This is a genomic window from Microbacterium sp. RD1 (assembly GCF_052220165.1).
Taxonomy (GTDB): domain Bacteria; phylum Actinomycetota; class Actinomycetes; order Actinomycetales; family Microbacteriaceae; genus Microbacterium.
Map to the genome: position 1 here is coordinate 498,543 of NZ_JBQPOL010000001.1, position 21,157 is coordinate 519,699.

17 protein-coding genes are annotated in these 21,157 nt (G+C 70.4%); 13 read left to right on the forward strand and 4 right to left on the reverse strand.

The window, feature by feature from the left end:
* The first annotated feature begins 75 nt into the window (after positions 1–75).
* The 12 genes from ACTU3I_RS02380 (at position 76) to panB (ending at position 14,855) form a co-directional block, all read left to right on the forward strand.
* Positions 76–1,794, forward strand: a complete 1,719-nt coding sequence (locus ACTU3I_RS02380; protein ID WP_442924005.1) for an ABC transporter ATP-binding protein/permease — start codon at positions 76–78, stop codon at positions 1,792–1,794.
* Complete coding sequence (locus ACTU3I_RS02385; protein ID WP_442924006.1) at positions 1,791–3,566, forward strand: ABC transporter ATP-binding protein; 1,776 nt, start codon at positions 1,791–1,793, stop codon at positions 3,564–3,566. The genes ACTU3I_RS02380 and ACTU3I_RS02385 overlap by 4 nt, the downstream gene beginning before the upstream one ends.
* A gap of 191 nt (positions 3,567–3,757) precedes the next feature.
* Positions 3,758–5,962, forward strand: a complete 2,205-nt coding sequence (locus ACTU3I_RS02390; RefSeq protein WP_442924007.1) for a YcaO-like family protein — start codon at positions 3,758–3,760, stop codon at positions 5,960–5,962.
* A gap of 353 nt (positions 5,963–6,315) precedes the next feature.
* Positions 6,316–7,707 carry a YcaO-like family protein gene (locus ACTU3I_RS02395; RefSeq protein ID WP_442924008.1) on the forward strand — a complete coding sequence of 464 codons (1,392 nt, stop codon included), beginning with the start codon at positions 6,316–6,318 and terminating at the stop codon, positions 7,705–7,707.
* A 72-nt stretch (positions 7,708–7,779) separates the two neighbouring features.
* Positions 7,780–8,109, forward strand: a complete 330-nt coding sequence (locus ACTU3I_RS02400) for an ArsR/SmtB family transcription factor (protein ID WP_442924009.1) — start codon at positions 7,780–7,782, stop codon at positions 8,107–8,109.
* Positions 8,106–9,281, forward strand: coding sequence for a hypothetical protein (locus ACTU3I_RS02405; RefSeq protein WP_442924010.1), 1,176 nt, complete (start codon positions 8,106–8,108; stop codon positions 9,279–9,281). The genes ACTU3I_RS02400 and ACTU3I_RS02405 overlap by 4 nt, the downstream gene beginning before the upstream one ends.
* A gap of 34 nt (positions 9,282–9,315) precedes the next feature.
* Positions 9,316–10,173, forward strand: coding sequence for an ROK family protein (locus ACTU3I_RS02410; protein WP_442924011.1), 858 nt, complete (start codon positions 9,316–9,318; stop codon positions 10,171–10,173).
* A 222-nt stretch (positions 10,174–10,395) separates the two neighbouring features.
* A complete protein-coding gene (locus tag ACTU3I_RS02415) occupies positions 10,396–10,965 on the forward strand; it encodes a dihydrofolate reductase family protein (protein ID WP_442924012.1) in 570 nt (189 codons plus the stop codon).
* A gap of 46 nt (positions 10,966–11,011) precedes the next feature.
* Positions 11,012–12,253 (forward strand): FAD-binding protein, encoded by a 1,242-nt coding sequence (locus ACTU3I_RS02420; protein ID WP_442924013.1) that lies wholly within the window; start codon positions 11,012–11,014, stop codon positions 12,251–12,253.
* A gap of 96 nt (positions 12,254–12,349) precedes the next feature.
* Positions 12,350–13,123 (forward strand): DUF2520 domain-containing protein, encoded by a 774-nt coding sequence (locus ACTU3I_RS02425; protein WP_442924014.1) that lies wholly within the window; start codon positions 12,350–12,352, stop codon positions 13,121–13,123.
* Entirely contained in the window at positions 13,120–13,992 is an 873-nt protein-coding gene (gene panC / locus ACTU3I_RS02430; protein WP_442924015.1) for a pantoate--beta-alanine ligase, read from the forward strand. The genes ACTU3I_RS02425 and panC overlap by 4 nt, the downstream gene beginning before the upstream one ends.
* Positions 13,992–14,855 carry a 3-methyl-2-oxobutanoate hydroxymethyltransferase gene (panB, locus tag ACTU3I_RS02435; RefSeq protein ID WP_442924016.1) on the forward strand — a complete coding sequence of 288 codons (864 nt, stop codon included), beginning with the start codon at positions 13,992–13,994 and terminating at the stop codon, positions 14,853–14,855. Before panC ends, panB begins: the two co-directional genes overlap by 1 nt.
* A gap of 13 nt (positions 14,856–14,868) precedes the next feature.
* On the opposite strand, the gene ACTU3I_RS02440 is transcribed toward panB, so the two are convergent.
* Entirely contained in the window at positions 14,869–15,549 is a 681-nt protein-coding gene (locus tag ACTU3I_RS02440; protein WP_442924017.1) for a lysostaphin resistance A-like protein, read from the reverse strand.
* Positions 15,550–15,619: 70 nt separating this feature from the next.
* Here ACTU3I_RS02440 and ACTU3I_RS02445 point away from each other — a divergent pair, with 70 nt between their 5' ends.
* Positions 15,620–16,513, forward strand: coding sequence for a serine hydrolase (locus ACTU3I_RS02445; protein WP_442924018.1), 894 nt, complete (start codon positions 15,620–15,622; stop codon positions 16,511–16,513).
* A gap of 25 nt (positions 16,514–16,538) precedes the next feature.
* Here ACTU3I_RS02445 and ACTU3I_RS02450 read toward each other — a convergent pair whose 3' ends face one another.
* From ACTU3I_RS02450 to ACTU3I_RS02460, 3 genes are read right to left on the reverse strand one after another with little or no spacing between them, the layout of a single operon-like run.
* Positions 16,539–18,818, reverse strand: coding sequence for a heavy metal translocating P-type ATPase (locus ACTU3I_RS02450; protein ID WP_442924019.1), 2,280 nt, complete (start codon positions 18,816–18,818; stop codon positions 16,539–16,541).
* Positions 18,805–20,919: a cytochrome c oxidase assembly protein gene (locus ACTU3I_RS02455; protein ID WP_442924020.1), complete on the reverse strand. Its 2,115-nt coding sequence runs from the start codon at positions 20,917–20,919 to the stop codon at positions 18,805–18,807. The genes ACTU3I_RS02450 and ACTU3I_RS02455 overlap by 14 nt, the downstream gene beginning before the upstream one ends.
* On the reverse strand, positions 20,916–21,152 hold the full coding sequence (locus tag ACTU3I_RS02460) for a heavy-metal-associated domain-containing protein (protein ID WP_442924021.1): 237 nt from the start codon (positions 21,150–21,152) through the stop codon (positions 20,916–20,918). Before ACTU3I_RS02460 ends, ACTU3I_RS02455 begins: the two co-directional genes overlap by 4 nt.
* Between the last annotated feature and the right edge of the window lie 5 nt (positions 21,153–21,157).

A 21,157-nucleotide genomic window follows, 5' to 3' on the forward strand; every position in this document is an offset into this window, starting at 1 on the left:
CGAAGGCGCATCGGTCGTGTACACAGGAAGACAGCTTATTGATAACGATTCTCGTTTGCACAATCGAAGGGCTCCATGATTCACCTCCGACTTCTGCGACTGGCTGCGCCAGCGCGCGGCGCTGTCGCAGCGACGATCGTCATGGGCCTGGTGCTCAGTGCACTTGCGCTCACGCAGGCGGTGTCGACAGCGCGCGTCTTCGCCGGGATCGTGACCGGGGAGTCACTCTCTGCCCTCATCGTCCCGCTGGTCATGCTCGCGGCTGCTCTTCTTGGTCGTCCCCTCGCCACCGCGGGACGAGAGATGGCCGCCCACGCTGCGGCGTCGCGATCGAAGACGAGACTGCGTGACCAGATGCTGGATGCCGCGGCTGCTGCGGGCCCCATCGCGGCCGGTGCCCAGCGCACGGGTGAGGCCGACTCGCTCCTGGTCGACGGAGTAGAGAACATTGAGCCGTACGTGGCCCGCTACATCCCCCAGGTTGTCGTCACCGCCGTCACCGCCGTATGCGTCATCGCGTTCCTCACGGCGATCGACCCGATCGTAGGGTTCGTGGCGGCGGTCGCGGCCATCGCGGTACCAGCTGTGCCGCGACTCTGGGACGCGGCGCTACAGCGTCGCGGCGACGATCACTGGGGGGCGTACTCCGGCCTGCACGCCGACACCGTCGACGCGATGCGCGGGATGGAGACGCTGAAACTGCTCGGCGCGACGCGTCGAACCCGGCGACGGCTTCATGCAGCAGGCGAGAACCTGCTGACGGCGACGCTCGCTCAGCTGCGACTGTCGCTCGTCGAGTCTGGGCTCACCGGGTTCCTGCTGCTCGCCGGTCCTACCGTCGTCCTGTGTGTCGCGGTAGGTCGAGTCAACGCCGGCGCACTCCCCGCTTCCGCTCTCTTCCTGGTGACGATGCTGTCGTTCGAGGCCTACCGGCCGTTTCGTGATCTCGCGAATCACTGGCACGCCGGTTACCTCGGGGTCTCAGCCGGTAGCCGGATCCTCAACGAGCTCGATCGCGCGCAAGAGACCGCTGCCGCCCGTCCGGATACTCGTGCTGCTGCGGCGGCGCCCTTTGCGGTCGATCTCGAGAATGTCGTTGCCCGCTACCCCGGGGCCGAGATCGATGCGCTCAGCAGGGTCTCGCTCCGAATCCGGGAAGGCAGCCGCGTCGCGATCGTCGGAGCGTCAGGATCCGGCAAGTCGACGATCGCGAACATCCTTCTCGGTTTCCTCCCCCCCACCTCCGGTCGCGTCGCCGTTCAGAAGTCCAGCTCTGGAATGCCGATAGCGCTCGTCTCCCAGGATCCAGTGATCTTCTCGGGCACCGTGCGCGACAACCTCGCCGCGGTCGCACCGGAAGCCGATGACGTCCGCCTTCTCGAGGCTCTCCAGGCAGCGCAGGCGCTCGAGCTGGCCGGTGTGGATCGCGGCGGGCTGGATGCTCCCGTGGGCGATGCCGGCGCTCTCTTGTCCGGAGGCCAACGACAGCGGCTCGCGGTGGCGCGCGCGCTGCTCCTCGACGCACCGGTCCTGCTCTTGGACGAAGCGACCAGCGCGCTCGACACACGACGGGAACGCGCACTGCTGGCAGGTCTTCCCCGGCACACGCGCGATGGTGCCCCGGTGACGACGCTGATCGTCGCGCATCGGTTGAGCAGCATCCGTGACGTGGACGAGGTGTTCGTCATGGGAGCGGGACGTGTCCTCGAACACGGCCGGTACGACGAACTCGTCTCGGCCGCCGGGGCGCTGGCGGAGCTGGACGCTGCGCAGCGAGACGAGGTCGCGGCATGACCACGATGGCGATGCTACGACCCGTCCTGCGGCTTCTCACCGCGCTCGCTCCGGCCGATCGCCGGCTCTTCGTGCGATCGGCGCTTTCGATGACGGCCTACCAACTGGCCGCGGCTGCCGCTGCCGGGCTCAGCGCCGCCGTCGCTTCCGTCGTCACGGCAGGAGACGATGCCTTCGTGGCGGCCCTCCTGATCGGGCTCGTCGTCGCGATCGTGACCTGTGGCGCGTTCACGTGGATCGAGTCTTGGTTGAGCCACGTGCTCGCCTACCGGGTCATTGCGGCGCTTCGACTGCGCGTATACGACGCGATCGAGCGCATCGTGCCCGCTCGGTCCGCTCGTCAGCGCGCCGGAGAGGTCACCGGGACCGCCATGGGCGATGTCGAAGCGTTGGAGTGGTTCTACGCGCACACCCTCGGTGCCGCATTGAACGCCCTCCTCACTCCTGTCCTGTTCGGCATCGCGCTCGTCATCCTCGTCGGACCGGTGGGACTTGTAGTCCCGGTCGGGATCGCGCTGCTTCTCATCGTGCCGTGGCTGATGGCCCCGCTGCAGACACGCCAGGGCGCGGACATCCGGTCACGCCTGGGCGCCTTGCGCGCGACCACGTTCGAGGGGATGGAGTCCCGCCGGGAAATCGCAGCCCTCGGTCTCACCGGTCAGCACCGCGACACGGTTTTGGCGCACACCCGCGCTGTGCAATCCGCGAAACGGCGCTTCTCCCTCCGCAGCGCGCTCGAAGCCGGGCTCGCCGACCTCGTGGTGGCAGCGACCACCTTCGTGTTCCTCCTGGCCCTCGTCGGCGCGGCCGCAGCAGGAGCGATCGACCCGGTCCTCATCCCGCCGGCAACTGTGCTCGCGACGGCGTCGATCGTCCCCGCCGCCGGCGCGTTCGCAATGCTGCAACGCATCGGCGAAATGTCCGCCGCAGCAACCCGCATCCTGTCCCTCCTCGATGAACCCGACGAAGTCTTTCCTGGAAATGACACTCGTCCTGGCCTGGGCGCCGGGGCGGTTGAGCTCCGCGACGTGACGTTCGGGTACACCGCGGAACAGCTCGTGCTCGACGGTCTCGACCTCGATATCCAACCGGGCGAGCACCTGGCGCTCGTCGGCGCCTCGGGAGCGGGCAAGTCCACCATTGCCCGACTGCTTACCCGGCTGTGGGAACCCACCTCCGGCAGCATCCTGCTCGACGGACGAACCCTTCGCACCCTCACGCCCGACACCGCACGCCGCGAGGTCTCGCTCATCCCGCAGCATCCCTTCGTCTTCCGCGGCTCCCTCCGCGACAACCTGCTGCTCGCCAACCCCGACGCCCCCGACGCACAGTTGCAAGAAGCCGTGCAACGAGCAGGCCTCGCCGACACCGTCGCCGCGCTCAGCGGGGGCCTGGACGAACCTATCGGGGAGCGGGGCACCGCACTGTCCGGTGGTCAGCGCCAACGGGTGGCGATCGCGCAGGCGATGCTCCGCGATCCCGCCGTGCTCATCCTCGATGAGGCATCCGCGAACCTCGACACCATTCTGGAACGCGACCTCGCCGACACCCTCGCCCGCGTCCGATTCGGGCGGACCACCATCGTCATCGCGCACCGGGTATCCACCATCCGCCGGATGCCGCGCGTCGTGCTGATCGACGGCGGCCGCGTCATCGCTGACGGCACTCATGACGCACTCGCCGGCGACCCGCGGTATCGCTCGCTGCTCGCCCTCGATGACCCTGACGCCTCGACCATCCGGGTCGGCGCACGAGAAGAAGAGAGGGGGTGACGAATATGCAGATCACCATCACGCAGGTTGCGACGGAGCGTTCCGAGGACCAGATTCTCGCGCCCAACGCGAACAACCACGGACATGTGTCCACCGCGTTCGCCTGGTCCTAAGGACCGCCGGGTGCCCCGCCCTCGCGGCGGGGCACCCTACCCACCCCACCCGCACCTGGCACGCCGAATCGGAGCCTCATGTCCTCTTCCACCCTCACCCGAACCGTGCACGCCGAGGTCCGCACCCTGCCCGGCGGCCGCGTGCTCGTCACCACTCCCGTCGACAACTCTTATGCCCTGGACGTCGACGCTCCCACAATGCTGCGCATGCTGGATTCCTGGGCCGCGGGCATTTCCTCCCCGTTCCTGCCCGCGGGGTGGGAAGACGGCGCAGCAGTCCTTCGCGACGTGCTCGATCGCGACGGTGCGTTCACCGATCCTGAACCTGCCGGATCGCTGCCCCAGACTGCTCCCCGTTACGACTCGGGCGACGGGTCGGATGCGAATCCCGGTGACCTTCTCGTCACCGGTGACCCCGAGGTCGTCGCCGCGCTGCAGCACGGCAGCGACCGTGTCGTTCGAGCAGTGCCGGCCGATGACTGGCAGCGCGTGGTCCACCGCGCCTTCCGCACCCGGGAACTGCTCGTCTACGCCGTTCGCGGGGCCGACGACGCGACCCTCATCGCGCTGGACAGGCTCTGCAGCGACGCCCGTACACCCTGGGTGGCGGTCGAGGTCTCCCGCTCAACCGTTTGGATCGGGCCGTTCGTAACCCCGGGTTTCGGCGCGAACTACGAGGACTTCGCCGCCCGACGCACCGCGGCCGCCTTCGACGCCGTCGCCCACCGCGCGCTGCGCGCCCCCGCCGCCGGCGGAGATGCCGGCCGTGCACCCCATCACCTCGGCCACAGCATCCGCGCCGCAGCTGCCATTCTGGGCGGAACCCGAACCGGTGACCTCGTGACCGAGATCGCCGCGGACGGTACACTCACCACACATCCGGTCCTCCCGCTGCCCACCAGCGTCCTCAGCGAATCCCGCCCTCACACTCCCGCCGACCTCGTCGACCGGGTAACTGGCCTCGTCCAGCGCACCCGCGATGTCGTGCACCACCCGAGCATCCCCCCGCTTCTCGCCACCGCTCAGAGCGATGTCTGCAACATGCGCCGCGTGTCACGGTGGGCGAACAACACCTCCTGCCAGGGCTCCGCCTTCGGCGACGCGGAACAAGCGAGGGCGAGCGCGATCGGCGAAGCCGCCGAACGGTACTGCGGCAACCTCCTCGACACCCTTCCCATCACTCTCGGCACCTACGACTCTCTCCGCCTCGGCGCCACCCGCGTCCTCGATCCCGACGACCTCGTGCTGTACTCCGACGAGCAATACGACACCCCCGGGTTCCCGTTCGTCCGGATGACCCACGATCTCGAGCAGCACTGGGTGCCCGGGCGATCGCTCACGACCGGTGAGACCGTGCTCGTGCCGGCGACTACCGTCTACGTGAACTGGTTCACCGCAGGGTACGCCGGCGCACCCGTCACCACGTTCTGCCCCTTCGCCGGTATCGCGGCCGGCCCGAACCTGGAGTACGCGGTGACCTCCGCGCTCGAGGAGATCATCGAGCGTCACGCGACGATGGTGTGGTGGCTCAACGGGCAACCGCTCGACGCCGTCGACCCCGGTGACCTCGCAGACGTCTGGAACGGGATCCCCGCAGACGCCGGCCAGCGGCCCTCCCTCATCCACCTGGACAACGAGTTCGGAGTGCCGGTCATGGCCGGCGTCCTCCACAACGACGTCGACACTCTCGTCAACGTCGGCTTCGCCTGCCGCGACACCCCCGAAGCCGCCGCCCTCAAAGCATGGACGGAAGCCTGCACGCTGCAAGAAGGCAGCCGCGACCTCCTCCGCGCCGACGGCGCACACTGGGACGCAATGTCGCGCGGAGAGTTGAACAGCCGCTCGTTCAAGCCCTGGCGCGCCGACCGCCGCTACCTCGACTCCTACCGCGAAGACATGCGCGACTGCGACGACCTCATGGTGCAACAACAGGTGCACCTCGACCCCCGCGCGGTGAGGCGGGTCGCGCCGCTTCTGGAACGCTCCGCCACCCGCCGTCTCGCCGACCTGCCCCGCCTCAGCGAACGGACTCCGGCCGCGTACCAGGGTGCGCTGGAAGCCGCGGGCCACGAGGTCATCGTGGTCGACATCACCTCGCCCGACATCGCCAGCACCGGCATGGCGGTCGTGCGGGCAATCGTCCCGGGAACTGTGGGAAACGCTCCCGCCGCATTCCCCTTCCTCGGCCGAGGACGCGTGCAGGACCTCGCCGTCGAGCTGGGATGGCGAACCGAGCGGTTGGCGGAGCGCAATCTCAACTACTTTCCCGTCCCGCACGCGTGACTCGGATCACGGCCCATGCGCTCGGGGACGACCAGCTTGTCGTCTGCGGGGACGATGGACGTCGCTGGATCCTCACCGCGCCCGCGGTGGCGATCCATTCTGATGCCGTCCGCGTCGCCCTGGACGAGATCCGAGTTTCCGGGTCGGACGTGGAGATCCCGGTCGGCACGCAACACGTCGAGGTCGACTCGACCGCCGCGCTGCACGACCTCGCGAGCACGTGCGACGGCAAGATCATCGTCCTGTGGCGGTACGCGGGACGACCGCACCGCCTCCTGCTCGACCCGCTGAACGCCCCGGCCACGGCGGACCTCGTCGAGAAGCTGTTGCGGGCGGGAGTTGCGGAGCCCGCCGTGGCCGCAGCGCTCACCGAACCCCCGCTTATCGCCGACCCCCTCAGCCTGCGTCTCGAAGGTGACCACGACGCAGGCGTGGACGTGCTCGAACGATGGGAAGGCGACGCGTGGGTGCCACACCGACTCAGACCCGCCCCCAGCGTCGACACCGTCACCGGTGTGCTGCGACGGATCATCGCTCGCCCCGTCGAGCCGTGGCACCCGTCAGGCTTCCAACATCTACACGCGGAACTCCCGCACCTCGCGAGCGTCGACTCGCGCTTCCAGCCCGATGCCCTCGCACCAGCTGCAGGCTTCTCCGGCGGCACAGACACGCCCGAACAGGTCGCTGTGCTTTCGGGAATCGCTCACTATTGCGGCGCCTACTTGGGGCAAGGGCGACTGCGGCGTGCCAGCGCCGACGAGCTTAGAGCTTCGAGCGAGAGGGTGCTCACCGTCGCGGAGTGGCGCCCCCACGACCCCACCCTGCATGAGATGCCTGGGTTCCCCTTCGTCCGCGACGATGATCACGCCTTGAACTGGTGGCTCGCTGGCGATGAGCGTGGTGAGACGTGCTGGGTTCCGATCTCTCTCGTCCACGCCGGATATCTCGCTAGCGGTCTGGACGCTGTGCCGCCGACCAACAGCCACAATCTCGTCGGCCTCTACGCCGGCACCGACCTCCAAGCTGCGGCGGAGCGCGCCGCTGCACACATCATCGCCCACGACGCCGTCGCACGATGGTGGCGAAAGCCGAGCCCGCTGCCCGAGTGTGAACTGCCTGCCGCGCTTCAGCCCGAGGAGGATCGGGAATCGGCGCAGGACATACGGGTTCTCGCCGTACCTACGTCCACCGGCGTCCCGGTTCGCCTCGTCGTCGTCGACGACCGAGAGAAGGACATCGTCTCCCTGGGGTTTGCCGCAGCAGCCGAGCCCCAGGACGCCGCGTTGACAGCCGCGGCTGAGGCTCTGGTTCAACACGCGTCCGCGCGTGATCTCGATTCGCCCGACAGCCTGATCCGAAACGCGGAGAGAATCGGAAACGGCGGGGTCGCGGGTCTGGCGTCCTTCGACCGAGACCGCCGATACGCTCAGACCGCCTTCGCCGATGCGCGACGCCTGATCGATCCGATGTGTCACGTTCAATATGGGCTCAGCGCGTCAAGTGTCGCCCGAGTGAGGCGCAGGACGATTCCGTCCGGTTCGGTGCCCGAGACAGGATTGGGCGCGCAGCCGCTATCGGCTCTCTTCGGCGCGAACACGCGGGTCGTCGTGGTGGACGTCACAACCCCGCGGGTACGTGAAGCGGGCTACTCGGCATGCCGCGTTCTTGCGCCGGCGTTCGAGCGGCTCACACCTGCCGCGTTCCCCTTGAAGATCGACGAGACCGCGCCCTATCCCGGGTGGTAAGAACCTCAGCACGAGCGGACGGCGACGGTGAGATAGTTCAGCATTCCATGTATTGTCGCTCTAGTGCCGACGATGACCGCCACGGTCACGCACACAGCTGCGCTTGCCCGACTCGGTCACGCGCTCTCTGACCCGACTCGAGCCGGCGTCCTTCTTGCGCTGCGGGAAGCGCCGGCCTATCCGTCCGATCTGGCCGATGCTCTGGGTGTTTCGCGGCAGGTGATGTCGAACCAGCTCGCGTGCCTTCGCGGCTGCGGCCTCGTCGAGTCGGTTCCCGATGGACGACGGACCTGGTACCGGCTTGCCGACCAGCACTTGGCGCCGGCACTGGACGAACTTCTGCGCGTTGTGCTCTACGTCGAGCCTGGATGCTGCGCCGGCGAGAACTGCACCTGCGCATGACCGTCACGCACACACCGACCGATTACCGCCGGCACGTCCTGCAGCGCCGAATCCGATGGATCGTCTTCGCGACGATCGCCTATAACCTCGTCGAGGCGATCGTTGCAATCACGGCCGGGACGATCGCCTCCTCGGCAGCGCTGGTGGGCTTCGGGCTCGACTCGACGATCGAAGTGCTCTCCGCGGCCGTCGTTGCCTGGCAGTTCACCCGCCGCGATCCCGAACGGTGGGAGAAGGGCGCACTGCGCGTCATCGCGGTCGCGTTCTTCGCCCTCGCGGTCTACATCACGACCAGCTCTCTGCTTGCGCTGATCGCCCGGGTCGAGGTTGAGCACTCCCCGGTGGGTATTGCGATCACCGCGCTCAGCGTCGTCATCATGCCCCTCCTCTCGCTTGCCGAACGCCGCGCGGGGCGGGAGCTCGGATACATCCGCGACCGGTTCGGGATGGCGTATACGCAGGACGAAAGCTACTACCTGCTGGACGCCTCCGACAAAGCTGTCGTGTACCTGGGGCTCAAGGAGGGCATCGATCGCGAACGGATGGCCGCCGACCTTGTCGAGGCACAGTCCGGCGCGATCTCCTTCCCGGCGATCGACTACATCAATGCATTCTCCGCACGCAAGCACGATCACTTCGCGATCCCAGCGGGCACCGTGCACTGCTCCGGCGCGGGCTCGATGGTGCTCGAGATCTCAGCGACGCCGTACATCTTCACCTTCAAGATGTGGGATTGGGACCGCGTCGGCCTGGACGGGATCCCGCGCCCGATCCACATCGACCACGCCCTGGAGAATATCCAATGGGACCGGGACACGAAGTGGGTCGAGTCGAACCTCGTCGGGCAGGTGCAGGAGATCGCACGCGGTGTCGGCTGGGTCGAGGAGAGGACGGGGCTCCACGAGCTTGAGTTCATCGAAGTGCGCCGGCACTGGTTCACGGAGCCGGTGCCACATGACACCCGGGGCACGGTCAACGTGCTGAACCTGGTCGAGGGGCCGGAGGCCGTGGTCGAGTCGCCGACCGGGGCGTTCGATCCGTTCGTCGTGCACTACGCCGAGACCTTCATCGTTCCAGCCACGGTGGGCCCGTATGTGATCCGACCGCACGGGGCCGGGGAGGGTCAGCAACTCGCGACGGTGAAGGCGTACGTGCGTGGCACCCAGCGTTGAGCGCGCCCATCCCGCGGTTGAACATGCCGTCCCGGTGCTCGAGATCGGCGGGACCCACGTGACCGCAGCACTCGTCGACCTGGAAAGCCGGGCCGTGCGTGCCTCGGTCCGCCGGGATCTGGATCCGCACTCGGCACGGGACTCCATCGTCGGCACCTTCGCAGCGGCGGCCCGAGATCTCGACGTACCAGCTCCGCGTCGGTGGGGCGTGGCGATCCCTGGTCCCTTCGATTACGCCACCGGAATCGGGGACTTCCGCGGCATCGGGAAGTTCGACGCCCTGCGCGATCTCGACGTCGGACGCGCCCTCGTTCAGGCCGCGCCTGAGCGCGTGAGCGAATGCGCCTTCATCAACGACGGGGAGGCATTCGCGCGGGGAGAATGGATGCTGGGCGGCCGCGACAGTGGGCGATGGACGGTACTGACCCTGGGGACCGGTGTCGGATCGAGCTACCTCGTCGACGGCGTGCCCGTCCGGTCCGGCCCGGGCGTTCCGCTGAACGGGCACGTCCACAACCTCGTGTTCGACGGCCGGCCGATCGAGACCAGAGTGTCCCGCGCGGCACTCATCGACGCCTACCGCGAAGCGACCGGAGACGAGACCGATGTGCGCGACATCGCGGAGCGGGCTCGTGCCGGCGACCCGGCCGCGGCATCCGTCTTCACGGAGACGTTCGACGGGCTCGGACACGGCCTCGCCGGTTCGCTCCGTGAGTTCGGCACGGACATGCTGGTCATTGGCGGATCCATCGCCCGGTCGTGGGACCTCGTCGCCCCGCCGCTGCGCCGAGCGATCCAGCACGAGGGCGGGGCCGGGGGACTCGAGATCGTACGCGCGCGCGACCTCGATCATTCGGGTCTCTTCGGTGCCGCGCTCGTCGGGCGCAGGTGAGGCGGTCTGCTTCGTGCGATCGAAGCTGGTGCCTGCACTGGCCGCCTGTTCGATGCGGCCTCTGGTCCCGGAGTGACGTGGCGAAATCAGTCCTTTCGCGAAGGATCCTCGCCTAGCTTCTGCGAATTGTGATGAACCCGTGCATCCTCCGCCATCTCACACGGAGCCTGGAGCCCGTCCCGCGCCTCCCGTCAGCGACCTCAGCGACCTACAGTCGGTGAGATGAGACCACTTCGATACTCGATCAACGTGACCCTCGACGGTTGCGTCCACCACGAGGCGGGGCCGGCCCCGGACGAGGACTCGATGAGGTACTGGACGGCCGAGATCGAACGCGCCGACGCTCTGCTGTTCGGCCGGGTGACCTACGAGATGATGGCGTCGGCGTGGCGGCGGCCCGAGACGGGCGAGTGGCCGGACTGGATGCGCGAGTGGGAGATCCCCTTCGCCGAGGCCATCGACGGGACGAGGAAACATGTCGTCTCGCAGACGCTGAGCGAGGTCGACTGGAACGCGGAACTGCTGCGCGGCGAGCTCGGGGAGGCTGTTCAGCGACTCAAGGACGAGCCGGGCGAGGGGCTTTGGGTGGGCGGGGTCACGCTTCCCCTGGCGCTGGCGGATCTGGGGCTCATCGACGAGTACGAGTTCCTCGTGCAGCCGGTCCTCGCGGGACACGGGCCGACGTTGCTCGCGGGTCTTCGCGAGCGCATCGAGCTGGAGCTCGTCGATCGCCGCGAGTTCCGGTCGGGCGCTGTCGCGCTGCGCTACCGGCCGGTGCCGGGGAGAGGCTGACCGACCCCGCGGAAGCGCTTCCCGCGACGCTGCCTACACTGGCGACATGACGGCGAATCGCAACTGGGCGGGGACGTACACCTACCGGGCTCCGATCGTCGAGGCGCGTACCGTCGAAGACGTGCAGGCGGTCATCCGGGGCGGAGGCCGGGTGCGCGCCCTCGGCACGCGGCACTCGTTCACCGATCTGCCCGACGCGGACGGCGTCCTGCTCTCGACGGCAGGGATGGCGGGCGATCCGGTGCTGGACGAGGATGCGCGCACGGTGCAGGTGCCGGCGGGCATGCGGTACGGCGATCTTGCGCGCTGGCTCGACGAGCGCGGCTGGGCACTGCACAACCTCGGCTCCCTCCCTCACATCTCCGTCGCGGGCGCCGTCGTCACCGGGACGCACGGTTCGGGGAGCGGGAACGGTGTGCTCGGGACCGCCGTGCGCGGCATCGAGTATGTCTCGGCGACCGGGGACCTGGTGCGCACCACCGCCACCGACGCCGATTTCGACGGACTGGTCGTCGGGCTCGGCGGATACGGGGTCGTGGTCCGGTTGACCCTCGCGGTGCAGCCGACCTATCGGGTGCGGCAGGACGTCTACGCCGGTATCCCGTGGGATCACTTCCTCGCCGACGTCCCGGCGATCATGGGGGCGGCCTACAGCGTGAGCGTGTTCACGCGGTGGTCGGGCGCGCGCACCGGCGACCTGTGGCTGAAAAGCCTCACCGAAGAGACAGCATCCGCCGTCCCGGTGGCGCTGGCCGACGCGCGACCGTCGGATGCGGCGATCGTCGGAGAGAACAACCTCACGCCGCGCGGCGTCCCCGGGCCGTGGCACGAGCGGCTGCCGCACTTCCGCCTCGACGCCACCCCTTCGCACGGGGATGAGATCCAGTCGGAGTACTTCGTGCCGATGGCGGACGCCGCGGCTGCGCTCAGTGCGATGCGCCTGCTGGCACCCCTCCTCGATCCGGTGCTGCTGGTCAGCGAGCTGCGCTCGATCGCCCCCGATGGACTGTGGCTGAGCGGCGCCTACGACCGGCCCACCCTCGCGATCCACTTCACCTGGCACAACGACCCCACCGGGGTGCGGCGCGTTCTCCCCGCGATCGAGGCGGCTCTGGCCCCCTTCGAAGCGCGACCGCACTGGGCGAAGCTCCACGGGCTCGCGCGCGCGGATCTCGAGCGCACCGCCCCGCGCCTGTCCGATGCTCGCGCGCTCTTCGAGCGGCTCGACCCCGACGGCGTCTTCACCAACGATCACCTCGAACGCGTCGGGATCCGCGTCCGCCGTTAGGCCACGCGCGCGGCGGGGGCCCGCGTGTGTCCCGGTCCGCCTGCGGGTATTTTCGTACCGGGTTCATCCGACCGCGTACGACGGGAGACGACGACGATGCCGCACCTCGAGGTCGACTCACTGCGCGAGCTCGCCGGCGACGCGATCGCGGTGGTCGGCGCGGGACGGGTCGGCAGGGCCATGACGGCCGCTCTCCTCGCGACGGACCTCGAAGTACGCGGTCCTCTCGGACGCGCGGACGACACGTCGGGTGCCGGCATCGTCCTGTTGGCCGTCCCCGACGGCGAGATCGCGGATGCGGCGGCCGCTCTCGCTCCGGGCGCCCTGGTCGGCCACGTCTCCGGCGCGACCACCCTCGAGCCGCTCGCCCCGCATGAGGCCTTCGGTCTGCACCCCCTCACGGCGGTGACCGAGGCGACGACGTCGTTCGCCGGAGTGCCGGCGGCTGTCGCGGGGGGCACGCCGCGTGCTCTCGAGGTGTCGGAGACGCTGGCGCGCGTGCTCGGGATGGTGCCCTTCCGCATCGCCGACCGCGACCGTGCGGCGTACCACGCGGCGGCCTCGGTCGCCTCGAACTTTCTCATGACGCTCGAGGCGTTCGCCGAGGAGCTCGCGGCGACGGCGGGCCTCGATCGGGCGGCTCTCGGCCCGCTCGTGCGCGTCACCGTGGAGAACTGGCAGGCGCAGGGGGCCCGGCGGGCGCTGACGGGCCCGATCGTGCGCGGCGACGACATCACGGTCGCACGTCAGCGCGCCGCAGTGGCCGAGCGGCTGCCGGCGCGTCTGGCGCTCTTCGACGCTCTGGCCGCGGCGACCCGCGAGCTCGCGGCGAGCGACCCGGCGGTCGACGGGATCGAGGGGACCGCATGATCGTCGCGCGGACGGTCGCCGCGCTCCGGGACGTGCTCCGCGAGCGCCGTGTCGGGAGCATCGGTCTCGTTCCCACGATGGGCGCGCTGCACGAAGGGCACCTGTCGCTCGTGCGGGCGGCGCGAGGCGAGAGCGACACGGTGGTGATGTCGATCTTCGTGAACCCCACGCAGTTCAACGAGGCATCCGATCTCGCCGCGTACCCCCGCACCGAGGAGCGCGATCTCGAGCTGGCCGCCGCCGGCGGCGTGGATGTCGTCTTCGCGCCCGACGCGGCCGAGATCTATCCCGCGGGGTTCGCCACCACCGTCAGCGTCACGGGCGTCGTCGCCGAGTCGCTGGAGGGGGCGGAGCGGGGGCGGGGACATTTCGACGGCGTGGCGACCGTCGTGTCGAAGCTCCTCCTCGCCGCCCTCCCGGACTCCGCATACTTCGGGGCGAAAGACGCCCAGCAGGTCGCCGTCGTCCGCCGCATGGTCGCCGACCTCGGCATCCCGGTGCGGATCGTCGTGTGCCCGACCTCCCGCGACGACGACGGCCTCGCCCGCTCGAGTCGCAACGCGCGACTGTCTCCCGGCGATCGCGCGCGCGCTCTCGCGATTCCGCGTGCGCTCGCGGAGGTGACGGATGCCGTGGCATCCGGCGTCTGCGACCCCCGGGCCCTGCGGGCGCGGGCGGAGTCGGTGCTCGCGCACGCGGAGATCCAGCCCGAGTATGTCGCGTTCGTCGATCCGGGTACGTTCGAACCGGTGGCATCGGTCGCCGACGCGACGCTCGTCGCGATCGCGGCGCGCGTCGGGGACGTCAGACTCATCGACAACACGGTGCTGACGCCAGGGCACACCGTGCCCGCACGAGGAGGTGCGTGATGGGGTCGCAGGTCACACTGGGGCGGCTGGCCGAGATGAAACAGCGCCGCGAGCCGATCGTCATGGTCACGGCGTACGACTACCCGAGCGGGCGCATCGCCGAGCGCGCCGGAGTCGACATGGTGCTCGTCGGCGATTCCGGTGCGCAGGTCGTGCTCGGGCAGGATTCCACGGTCGCCGTGACGGTCGAGGAGATGCTCATGCTCTCGCGTGCCGTGCGCCGGGGGGTGAGCACCCCGTTCCTGGTGTGCGATCTGCCGTTCGGCTCGACCGAGATCTCCGACGAGCAGGCCGTCGCGACGGCGCTGCGGTTCGTGAAGGAGGCGGGTGCGGACGCGGTGAAGATCGAAGGCGGCGGCGAGGCGCGTCTGAGCCGCATCCGCGCGATCGCCGCGGCCGGCATCCCCGTCGTCGCCCACGTCGGGCTCACGCCGCAGACCGCTGTCGCTCTCGGCGGGATGCGAGCGCAGGGACGCACGGCGCACTCCGCCGCACGGTTCGTGCGCGAGGCGCTTGCCGTACAGGACGCCGGGGCGGCGGCGCTCGTCATCGAGGCCGTGCCCGCGGAAGTCGTCGATGTGGTGCTTCCGGCGCTGGGGATCCCGGTCATCGGCATCGGCGCCGGGCGCGCCGATGGCCAGGTGCTCGTGCTGCACGACCTCCTCGGGATCACGGAGGGCAGGACGGCGGCTTTCGTGAAGCGGTTCGCTGAGATCGGTGACGGCATGCTCGCCGGGGTCTCGGCGTATGCCGGCGGCGTGCGCGAGGGGAGCTTCCCCGGCCCGGAGCACGGTTACAGCGCGACCCCGGATGCGCTCGCCGCCGCGCGGGCGGAGCTCCAGGCCCGCGCCGGCGCCGGCTGAACCGCGGCCCGCGTCATCCGGCGAACGCCAGGATGATCAGGGGCGCGTCGGTGATGAGGTGCGCCACGATCACGACGAGAAGGTTGCGGCGCCAGACGTAGATCAGCGCCAGAAGCGCGCCGAGGGGAAGCACGACGCCGATGACGTGCGCAGGGCTCCAACTCCCGGCGTGCAGCACGGTGAACGCGATGGTGCCGAGCACGACTCCCGGCCAGGGCGACCCTGTCAGCGCGGCCAGACGCTCGATCGGGTACGCGCGGAACAGGACCTCCTCCGTGACGGCCGCTGTCAAGACCGCCGCGAGCACGATCAGCCCCGGGCGTGCGCCGGCCGCGGCGACGTCGCCGCCGCCGGTGGGGAGGACCATTCCGGCCACGAGCGACAGTGCGGGAACGAGCAGCAGGAGGACGACCCCCAGGGCTCCGGCCAGAAGCAGAGTTCGCGCTCGCGTGCGCACGACGCCGAGCCCGGCCCATCCCCGCCGCTCGATCCGGACGGTGGCGAACGCGATCCCGGCCGCCAGCAGCCACAGCGCGGCGAGTCCCGCGAGCGTGCCAATGTCACCGGGCAGGAGCTGCGGGAGGGACAGCACGAGGACCGGCGCGAGCACGAGCGCCACCGCCAGGCCGGCCACGGCCTCGAGGGTCGATCCCCCGCGCCGGCGAGGAGCTTCCGCTGTGCGTTCCGCCGCCATGAGCAGACGCTATCGGACGCCACGCGGCGGTGTTGGACGGCGACACGGGGGTACGTAAGCTCGAGGCTCTATGTCTCGACCGCTCACCCGCCGTGCCGTGCTTCTCGGCGCGACAGCCCTGGCCCTCACCGCGTGCGCACCGTCGCCCTCCCGGACCTCGCCCTCCCCGCTCTCGGCGTCCCCGACCGCTTCGTCCGCCGAGCCGGTCGCATCCGCGGCGCCTGTCGCGCTGGACCTGAGCGACCTGCCCGCCGGCAGCTTCGGGGTATGGGGGACGCTCGCGGGCGCGACGGTGGTCCACGACGCGCAGGTCCGGCTGCGGATGTGCTCGACGATGAAGCTGCCCCTCACCGCCCTCGTCCTGGCCGCGCACGCGCAGGGCCGGCTCGAGCTGACCGCGCCGCTCTCGTGGCGACCGTCCGACGTCAGGGGATACTCGCCGGTCACATCGGCGGATGCCGACGGCATGGCCACGATCGCCGAGCTGAGCGAGGCCACCGCGCGCACGAGCGACAACACGGCGGCGAACCTGCTCCTGGACGCCGTCGGCGGCCTGCCGGCGATGAACGCGTTCGTTCGCGGACTCGGCGACGACGTGACCCGGTTCGACCGATACGAGCCGGCGATGAACGAGCGCGAGGGCGACCTCGACACCACGACCGCCGAAGCGTTCGGGCGCCTGGCGCTGGCGCTCCCGGGCGCACTCGGACCCTCCGGGACGACGCAGCTGCGGGCCTGGCTGCCCGGCCGGGACGGCCGCCGCATCGCGGCCACGGCGCCGGCGGGTCTGGACCTCCGGCACAAGACCGGCTCCAGCGGCGACGGCGCCGTGAACGACGTCGCCATCCTCTTCTACGGCGATGCCGTGCTCGGGAGTCTCGCGATCTTCACCGACTCCGCGGGCGCGTCGGAGGAGCTCGTCGCGGAGATCGCCCGCCGCGCCTTCCAGGCGCTGGGCGCATAGGCCGCCCTGGTGTCGTCGCGAGGGGTCAGTTCGTGCCGTGTGCGGGCGGGTCGTGCGGTGTGGAGCGACCCCTCGCGCCGGAGAAGCTCCGCAGCCGCAGGCTGTTGTTCACGACGAGCACGGATGACAGCGACATGGCCGCCGCGGCGATGAGCGGGTTGAGGAGCCCTGCCGCGGCCAGCGGAATCGCGGCGATGTTGTAGCCGAACGCCCACACCAGGTTGCCGCGGATCGTGCGGAGGGTGCGGCGTGCCAGGGCGACGGCGTCGGGGACGGCCAGCAGGTCGTCGCGCACCAGGATGATGTCGGCGGAGCGCATCGCGATGTCGGTGCCGGTCGCGATCGCGAGTCCCAGCTCCGCTGCGGAGAGCGCGACGGCGTCGTTGATCCCGTCGCCGACCATGGCGACGACCTTCCCTTCGGCCTGCAGCCGCTCGATGAAGGCCGCCTTCTCGGTCGGGAGCACCCCGGCCGAGACTGTCGCGATCCCGACCTCGTCGGCGACGCGCCGGGCGGCAGCGGCGGTGTCGCCGGTGAGGAGGATCGTTTCGAGCCCTTGCGCGTGCAGCGCGGAGACCGCGGCACGGGCATCGGGCTTCACGGTGTCGGCGACCGTGATCACGCCGATCAGCACGTCGTCCTCGGCGACGAGCACCGGCGTGTGGCCGTCGGCGGATGCGCGGGCGAGGACAGGGTGCGCGGCATCCGTCGGTATGCCCTCGGCGCCCAGGAGCCGAGCATTGCCGATGACCACTCGGCGGCCGGCGACGACGGCGCTCGCTCCGAGCCCCGGCATCGCCCGGAACTGCGCCGTCGGCGGCGCCGCCGCGCCGTTCGCGGCGGCCGCCTGCACGATGGCGCGGGCCAGGGCATGCTCCGAGCCCTCCTCCACGGCGGCGGCCACGCTCAGAACCTCGGATGCCGATGCCTCGGCGAGGGGGATGGTCTCCCAGACGCTCATCCGCCCCGTGGTCAGCGTGCCGGTCTTGTCGAGGACGACCGTGGTGATCCGGCCGCTGGCCTCCAGCGCCTCCTGGCCCTTGACGAGGATGCCGAGGCTCGCCCCGCGGCCGACGCCGACCATGAGCGCCGTCGGCGTCGCGAGCCCCAATGCGCAGGGACACGCGATGATGAGCACGGCGATGCCGGTGCCGATCGCCTGCTGCAGCGGCGCGCCGCCCAGCAGCCAGCCTCCGAAGGTCGCCGCCGCGAGGAGGATGACGGCGGGGACGAAGAAGGTCGTGATCCGGTCGACGAGAGTCTGCACATCGGCCTTGCGCGACTGCGCCCGCTCAGCGAGCGCGGCCATCTGGGCGAGCTGCGTCGATGCCCCGACCGAGCTCGCTCGCACCTCCAGCCGCCCGTCGGTGCTGATCGTCCCGCCGAGGACCGCGTCCCCGGCCACGACCTCGCGCGGCACCGGCTCCCCCGTCATCGTGCTGACATCCAGCGACGCCGACCCCGCGATCACCACGCCGTCGGCGGGGAGGGTCTCGCCGGGGAGCACGACGAAGGTGTCGCCCGGGCGCAGTGCTCCGATCGGCTCGATCACCTCACGGCCGTCCCGGAGCACGCGGGCCTCCCGCACCGCGAGGCGGCTGAGCGCGCCGAGCACGTCCCCGGCCTTGCGGCGCGAGCGCGACTCGAAGTAGCGCCCGGCCAGCTGCAACGTGGTCATGCCCGCCGCGACGTCGAGATACATCGCATCGGCGCCGTCGGGCGCCGCCCCGAAGCCGATCCAGTACGCCGGGCCGTCGAGACCGAACGCCAGCGTGACCACCGCCCAGCCGAACGACACCGCGATGCCGAGGGAGACGAGCGTGTCCATGCTGACCGCGCGGTGGCGGAGGTTCCGCAGCGTCGCACGGTGGAACGGCCACGCGGCCCACGTGGCGACCGGCAGTGCCAGGAGCACGCACAGCCACTCCCAGCCGGGGAAGCGCCACCCCGGAACGAGGGCGAAGACGATCGTGATGTCCATCAGCGGGATGGTCAGGAGCGCGGCCACGATCAGACGGCGACGCAGAGACGTGACGCGCATGTCGCCCGCCCGCCGCGACCATTCGTCGTCCTCCGGGTCGTGCACGTGGGCGCCGTATCCCGCCGATTCCACCTGCGCGATGAGGGTGTCGGCGTCGACCGTCGCCGCGCTCACCAGGGCGCGTTCGGTGGCGTAGTTCACGCTCGCGTAGACGCCGTCGAGCTTGTTGAGCGCCCGCTCGACGCGTCGCGCGCACGCCGTGCACGTCATGCCCGAGATGTCGAACTCGGTGTATTCCAGGGTCGGCCGGTCAGTCGCGGTCATGGGCGGGTTCCTTCGCGTCGCCGTCGGATGCAGGGGGCGCCGGATGCAGCGATGGCCGGCGGACGGACAGGCGCGCCAGCATCCGGTTGTATTCGTCGAACTCGTCGTCGAGACCGGCGTCGAGATGCCGGTCGGTGCGCCGGCTCTGGCGCTCGTCCTGTCGCGACCACTGGATGCCGAGGACGATCACCACGAGCATGAGCGGCAACTCGCCCGCTGCCCATGCCACGCCGCCGGCGAGATACTGCGCGGCCGGGAGGTCTGCCCACGGGAGGCGCAGGTAGAGGTAGAAGTCCTCGGCGACCAGGAGCGAACTGGTCATGAGGATGACCCCGAAGAACGCGTGGAAGGGCATCGCCGCCAGGACGAAGCCGAGCTTGCCGACGTGCGGAAGAGGCCGCGGCGGCCGGTCGACGCCCACGGCGAGGCCGTAGTAGAGGTAGCCGACGAGGAGGAAGTGCAGGTTCATCACCTGGTGCGCCCAGTGGTAGCGCACCATCGTCTCGAACAGACCGCTGAAGTAGAGCGCGTAGTACGAGCCGACGAAGAGGACGAAGACCAGAAGCGGATGGTAGAGGAATCGCAGCACCGGCCATTGCAGCGCCTGCGTGAGCCACTCGTGCACACCCGCCGCCCGGGAGCCGCCGGTCGCCGTGGCGCGCAGCATCAGGGTGACGAAGCCGCCGAGGACCAGGAGCAGCGGGGCCAGCATGTTGAGGGACATGTGGACGATCATGTGGACGCCGAAGTCCGGCGCGGAGTACTTGCCGAAGCCGGAGCTGGTGGCCACGACGGCGACGATCCATCCGGCGATCCACGCGACGGTGCGGCCGACGGGCCACGGGTCACCGCGTCGGCGGAGCGCGCGGACGCCCCACACGTACACCCCGATGCCGGCGATCCCCAGCGCGACGAAGAGGAGATTGGGCCGCCACTGCGTCAGCAGGACGAGGACGGTGGGGGCGGCGTCGACATCGAACCCGAGGAAGTTCTGCGCGATGGTGGTCGGCACGAAGTACTGCGGCGGCGGGATCCGGGTCATCGCGACCGTCCAGCCGAGCCACCAGGCGGAGGCGAGAGTCGCCGCGGCGAGGAGCCCCGCGACGCTCCGGTCGGTGAGCCGCCCGCGCCGCCACCTGCGGGCCGCGGCGAGAAGGACGGCGAACAACGCGAGCAGTGCCGGCATCCGCGCCGCGATCTGCACGGCGGTCAGGGACGTGGAAGCGAACGCGCCCTGCAGCTTGAACAGGGCGAGCACGACGTCGGCGGCGACGGAGAGGCCGGTGGCGACGCCGACGCACAGGGACAGCCGCCGAAGAGCGGTCGGGTCGATCACCCGGCCCGTCGCGACGCGGACCGCCGCCACGGCGATCACGCCGGAAGCCGTCGCCATCGCCAGCGTTTGGGCGGCGCCGGCGTCACTGCCGAAGTCGTGCTGGGGACCGACCAGGATCTGGCCCACGACGACCGGTGCGAGCACGCCGATGCCGGCAGCCCAGGCCGGGATGAGCAGGCCGGTCCAGCGACGCGCGAACATGCTCGCCACGGTGACGACGGATGCCGCGACGAAGGTGACCGCCCACGCCTGCGGATGCTGACTGGCTTCGAAGAGGTACCCGATGCCCGACAGGCCGCCTCCCAGCGCCGACTCGACCGTGAGTCCCTGAGTGAGAGCGCCCGGCGCCACACCGTTCGCATCGAACAGCTCGAGGCCGACCATCGCCGCCGCCGACAGCGACCAGGTCGCGGAGGCCGCGCGCAGGACGGTGAGCTCGATCCCCTCGTCGATGACGGCCGCGGCGCGACGCGGCCGCGCGCGCACGAACAGCAGCGTGGCGAGCGCGCCGACGGTCAGGGTCGCGGAGGCATCCGCGATCACGTTCGCCGTGGTGGTCAGGAGCGCGACGTCCCACCCCGGGAAGCCCGTGCGGATGACCTCGTAGGGCGCGCTGCCGGTGGCCGCGACGGTGAGCCACGGCACCCCCAGCGCGAGGAGCGCGGCGGTCGCCACCACGATCGTGACCCCGGAGATGCTGCGCCGCGTCAGCGGGCGATCTGCTCCCGGAGCGGCCCGCGGCTCGGAGACCGGCGCTGCCGTCATGCCGTCGGCGTGGGAGCCGACACGAGGTCGTACCCCGCCTCGTCGATCGCCGCGGCGAACTCGTCGTCGCTCGGCGCGCGGCCCGCCACGACCGCCCACACGAGCCCCTGCGGCGCGTCGACGCGCACCTGCTCGACACCGTCGATGCGGAGCAGCTCCTGCGTGACGGCGCGTTCGCAGTGTTCGCACGTCATTCCGTCGACGCGGAGCTCGATCTCGGTGGCAGCGGTCATGCGGT

What these genes read in the sequence shown, in the direction of transcription:
- ACTU3I_RS02390 (WP_442924007.1), top strand. Translation starts at nt 3,758, where the DNA reads ATGTCCTCTTCCACCCTCACCCGAACCGTGCACGCCGAGGTCCGCACC.
- ACTU3I_RS02460 (WP_442924021.1), bottom strand. Translation starts at nt 21,152, where the DNA reads ATGACCGCTGCCACCGAGATCGAGCTCCGCGTCGACGGAATGACGTGC.
- ACTU3I_RS02405 (WP_442924010.1), top strand. Translation starts at nt 8,106, where the DNA reads ATGACCGTCACGCACACACCGACCGATTACCGCCGGCACGTCCTGCAG.
- ACTU3I_RS02425 (WP_442924014.1), top strand. Translation starts at nt 12,350, where the DNA reads ATGCCGCACCTCGAGGTCGACTCACTGCGCGAGCTCGCCGGCGACGCG.
- ACTU3I_RS02445 (WP_442924018.1), top strand. Translation starts at nt 15,620, where the DNA reads ATGTCTCGACCGCTCACCCGCCGTGCCGTGCTTCTCGGCGCGACAGCC.
- ACTU3I_RS02400 (WP_442924009.1), top strand. Translation starts at nt 7,780, where the DNA reads ATGACCGCCACGGTCACGCACACAGCTGCGCTTGCCCGACTCGGTCAC.
- ACTU3I_RS02450 (WP_442924019.1), bottom strand. Translation starts at nt 18,818, where the DNA reads ATGACCGCGACTGACCGGCCGACCCTGGAATACACCGAGTTCGACATC.
- ACTU3I_RS02440 (WP_442924017.1), bottom strand. Translation starts at nt 15,549, where the DNA reads ATGGCGGCGGAACGCACAGCGGAAGCTCCTCGCCGGCGCGGGGGATCG.
- ACTU3I_RS02385 (WP_442924006.1), top strand. Translation starts at nt 1,791, where the DNA reads ATGACCACGATGGCGATGCTACGACCCGTCCTGCGGCTTCTCACCGCG.
- panB (WP_442924016.1), top strand. Translation starts at nt 13,992, where the DNA reads ATGGGGTCGCAGGTCACACTGGGGCGGCTGGCCGAGATGAAACAGCGC.
- ACTU3I_RS02415 (WP_442924012.1), top strand. Translation starts at nt 10,396, where the DNA reads ATGAGACCACTTCGATACTCGATCAACGTGACCCTCGACGGTTGCGTC.
- ACTU3I_RS02455 (WP_442924020.1), bottom strand. Translation starts at nt 20,919, where the DNA reads ATGACGGCAGCGCCGGTCTCCGAGCCGCGGGCCGCTCCGGGAGCAGAT.
- ACTU3I_RS02420 (WP_442924013.1), top strand. Translation starts at nt 11,012, where the DNA reads ATGACGGCGAATCGCAACTGGGCGGGGACGTACACCTACCGGGCTCCG.
- panC (WP_442924015.1), top strand. Translation starts at nt 13,120, where the DNA reads ATGATCGTCGCGCGGACGGTCGCCGCGCTCCGGGACGTGCTCCGCGAG.
- ACTU3I_RS02380 (WP_442924005.1), top strand. Translation starts at nt 76, where the DNA reads ATGATTCACCTCCGACTTCTGCGACTGGCTGCGCCAGCGCGCGGCGCT.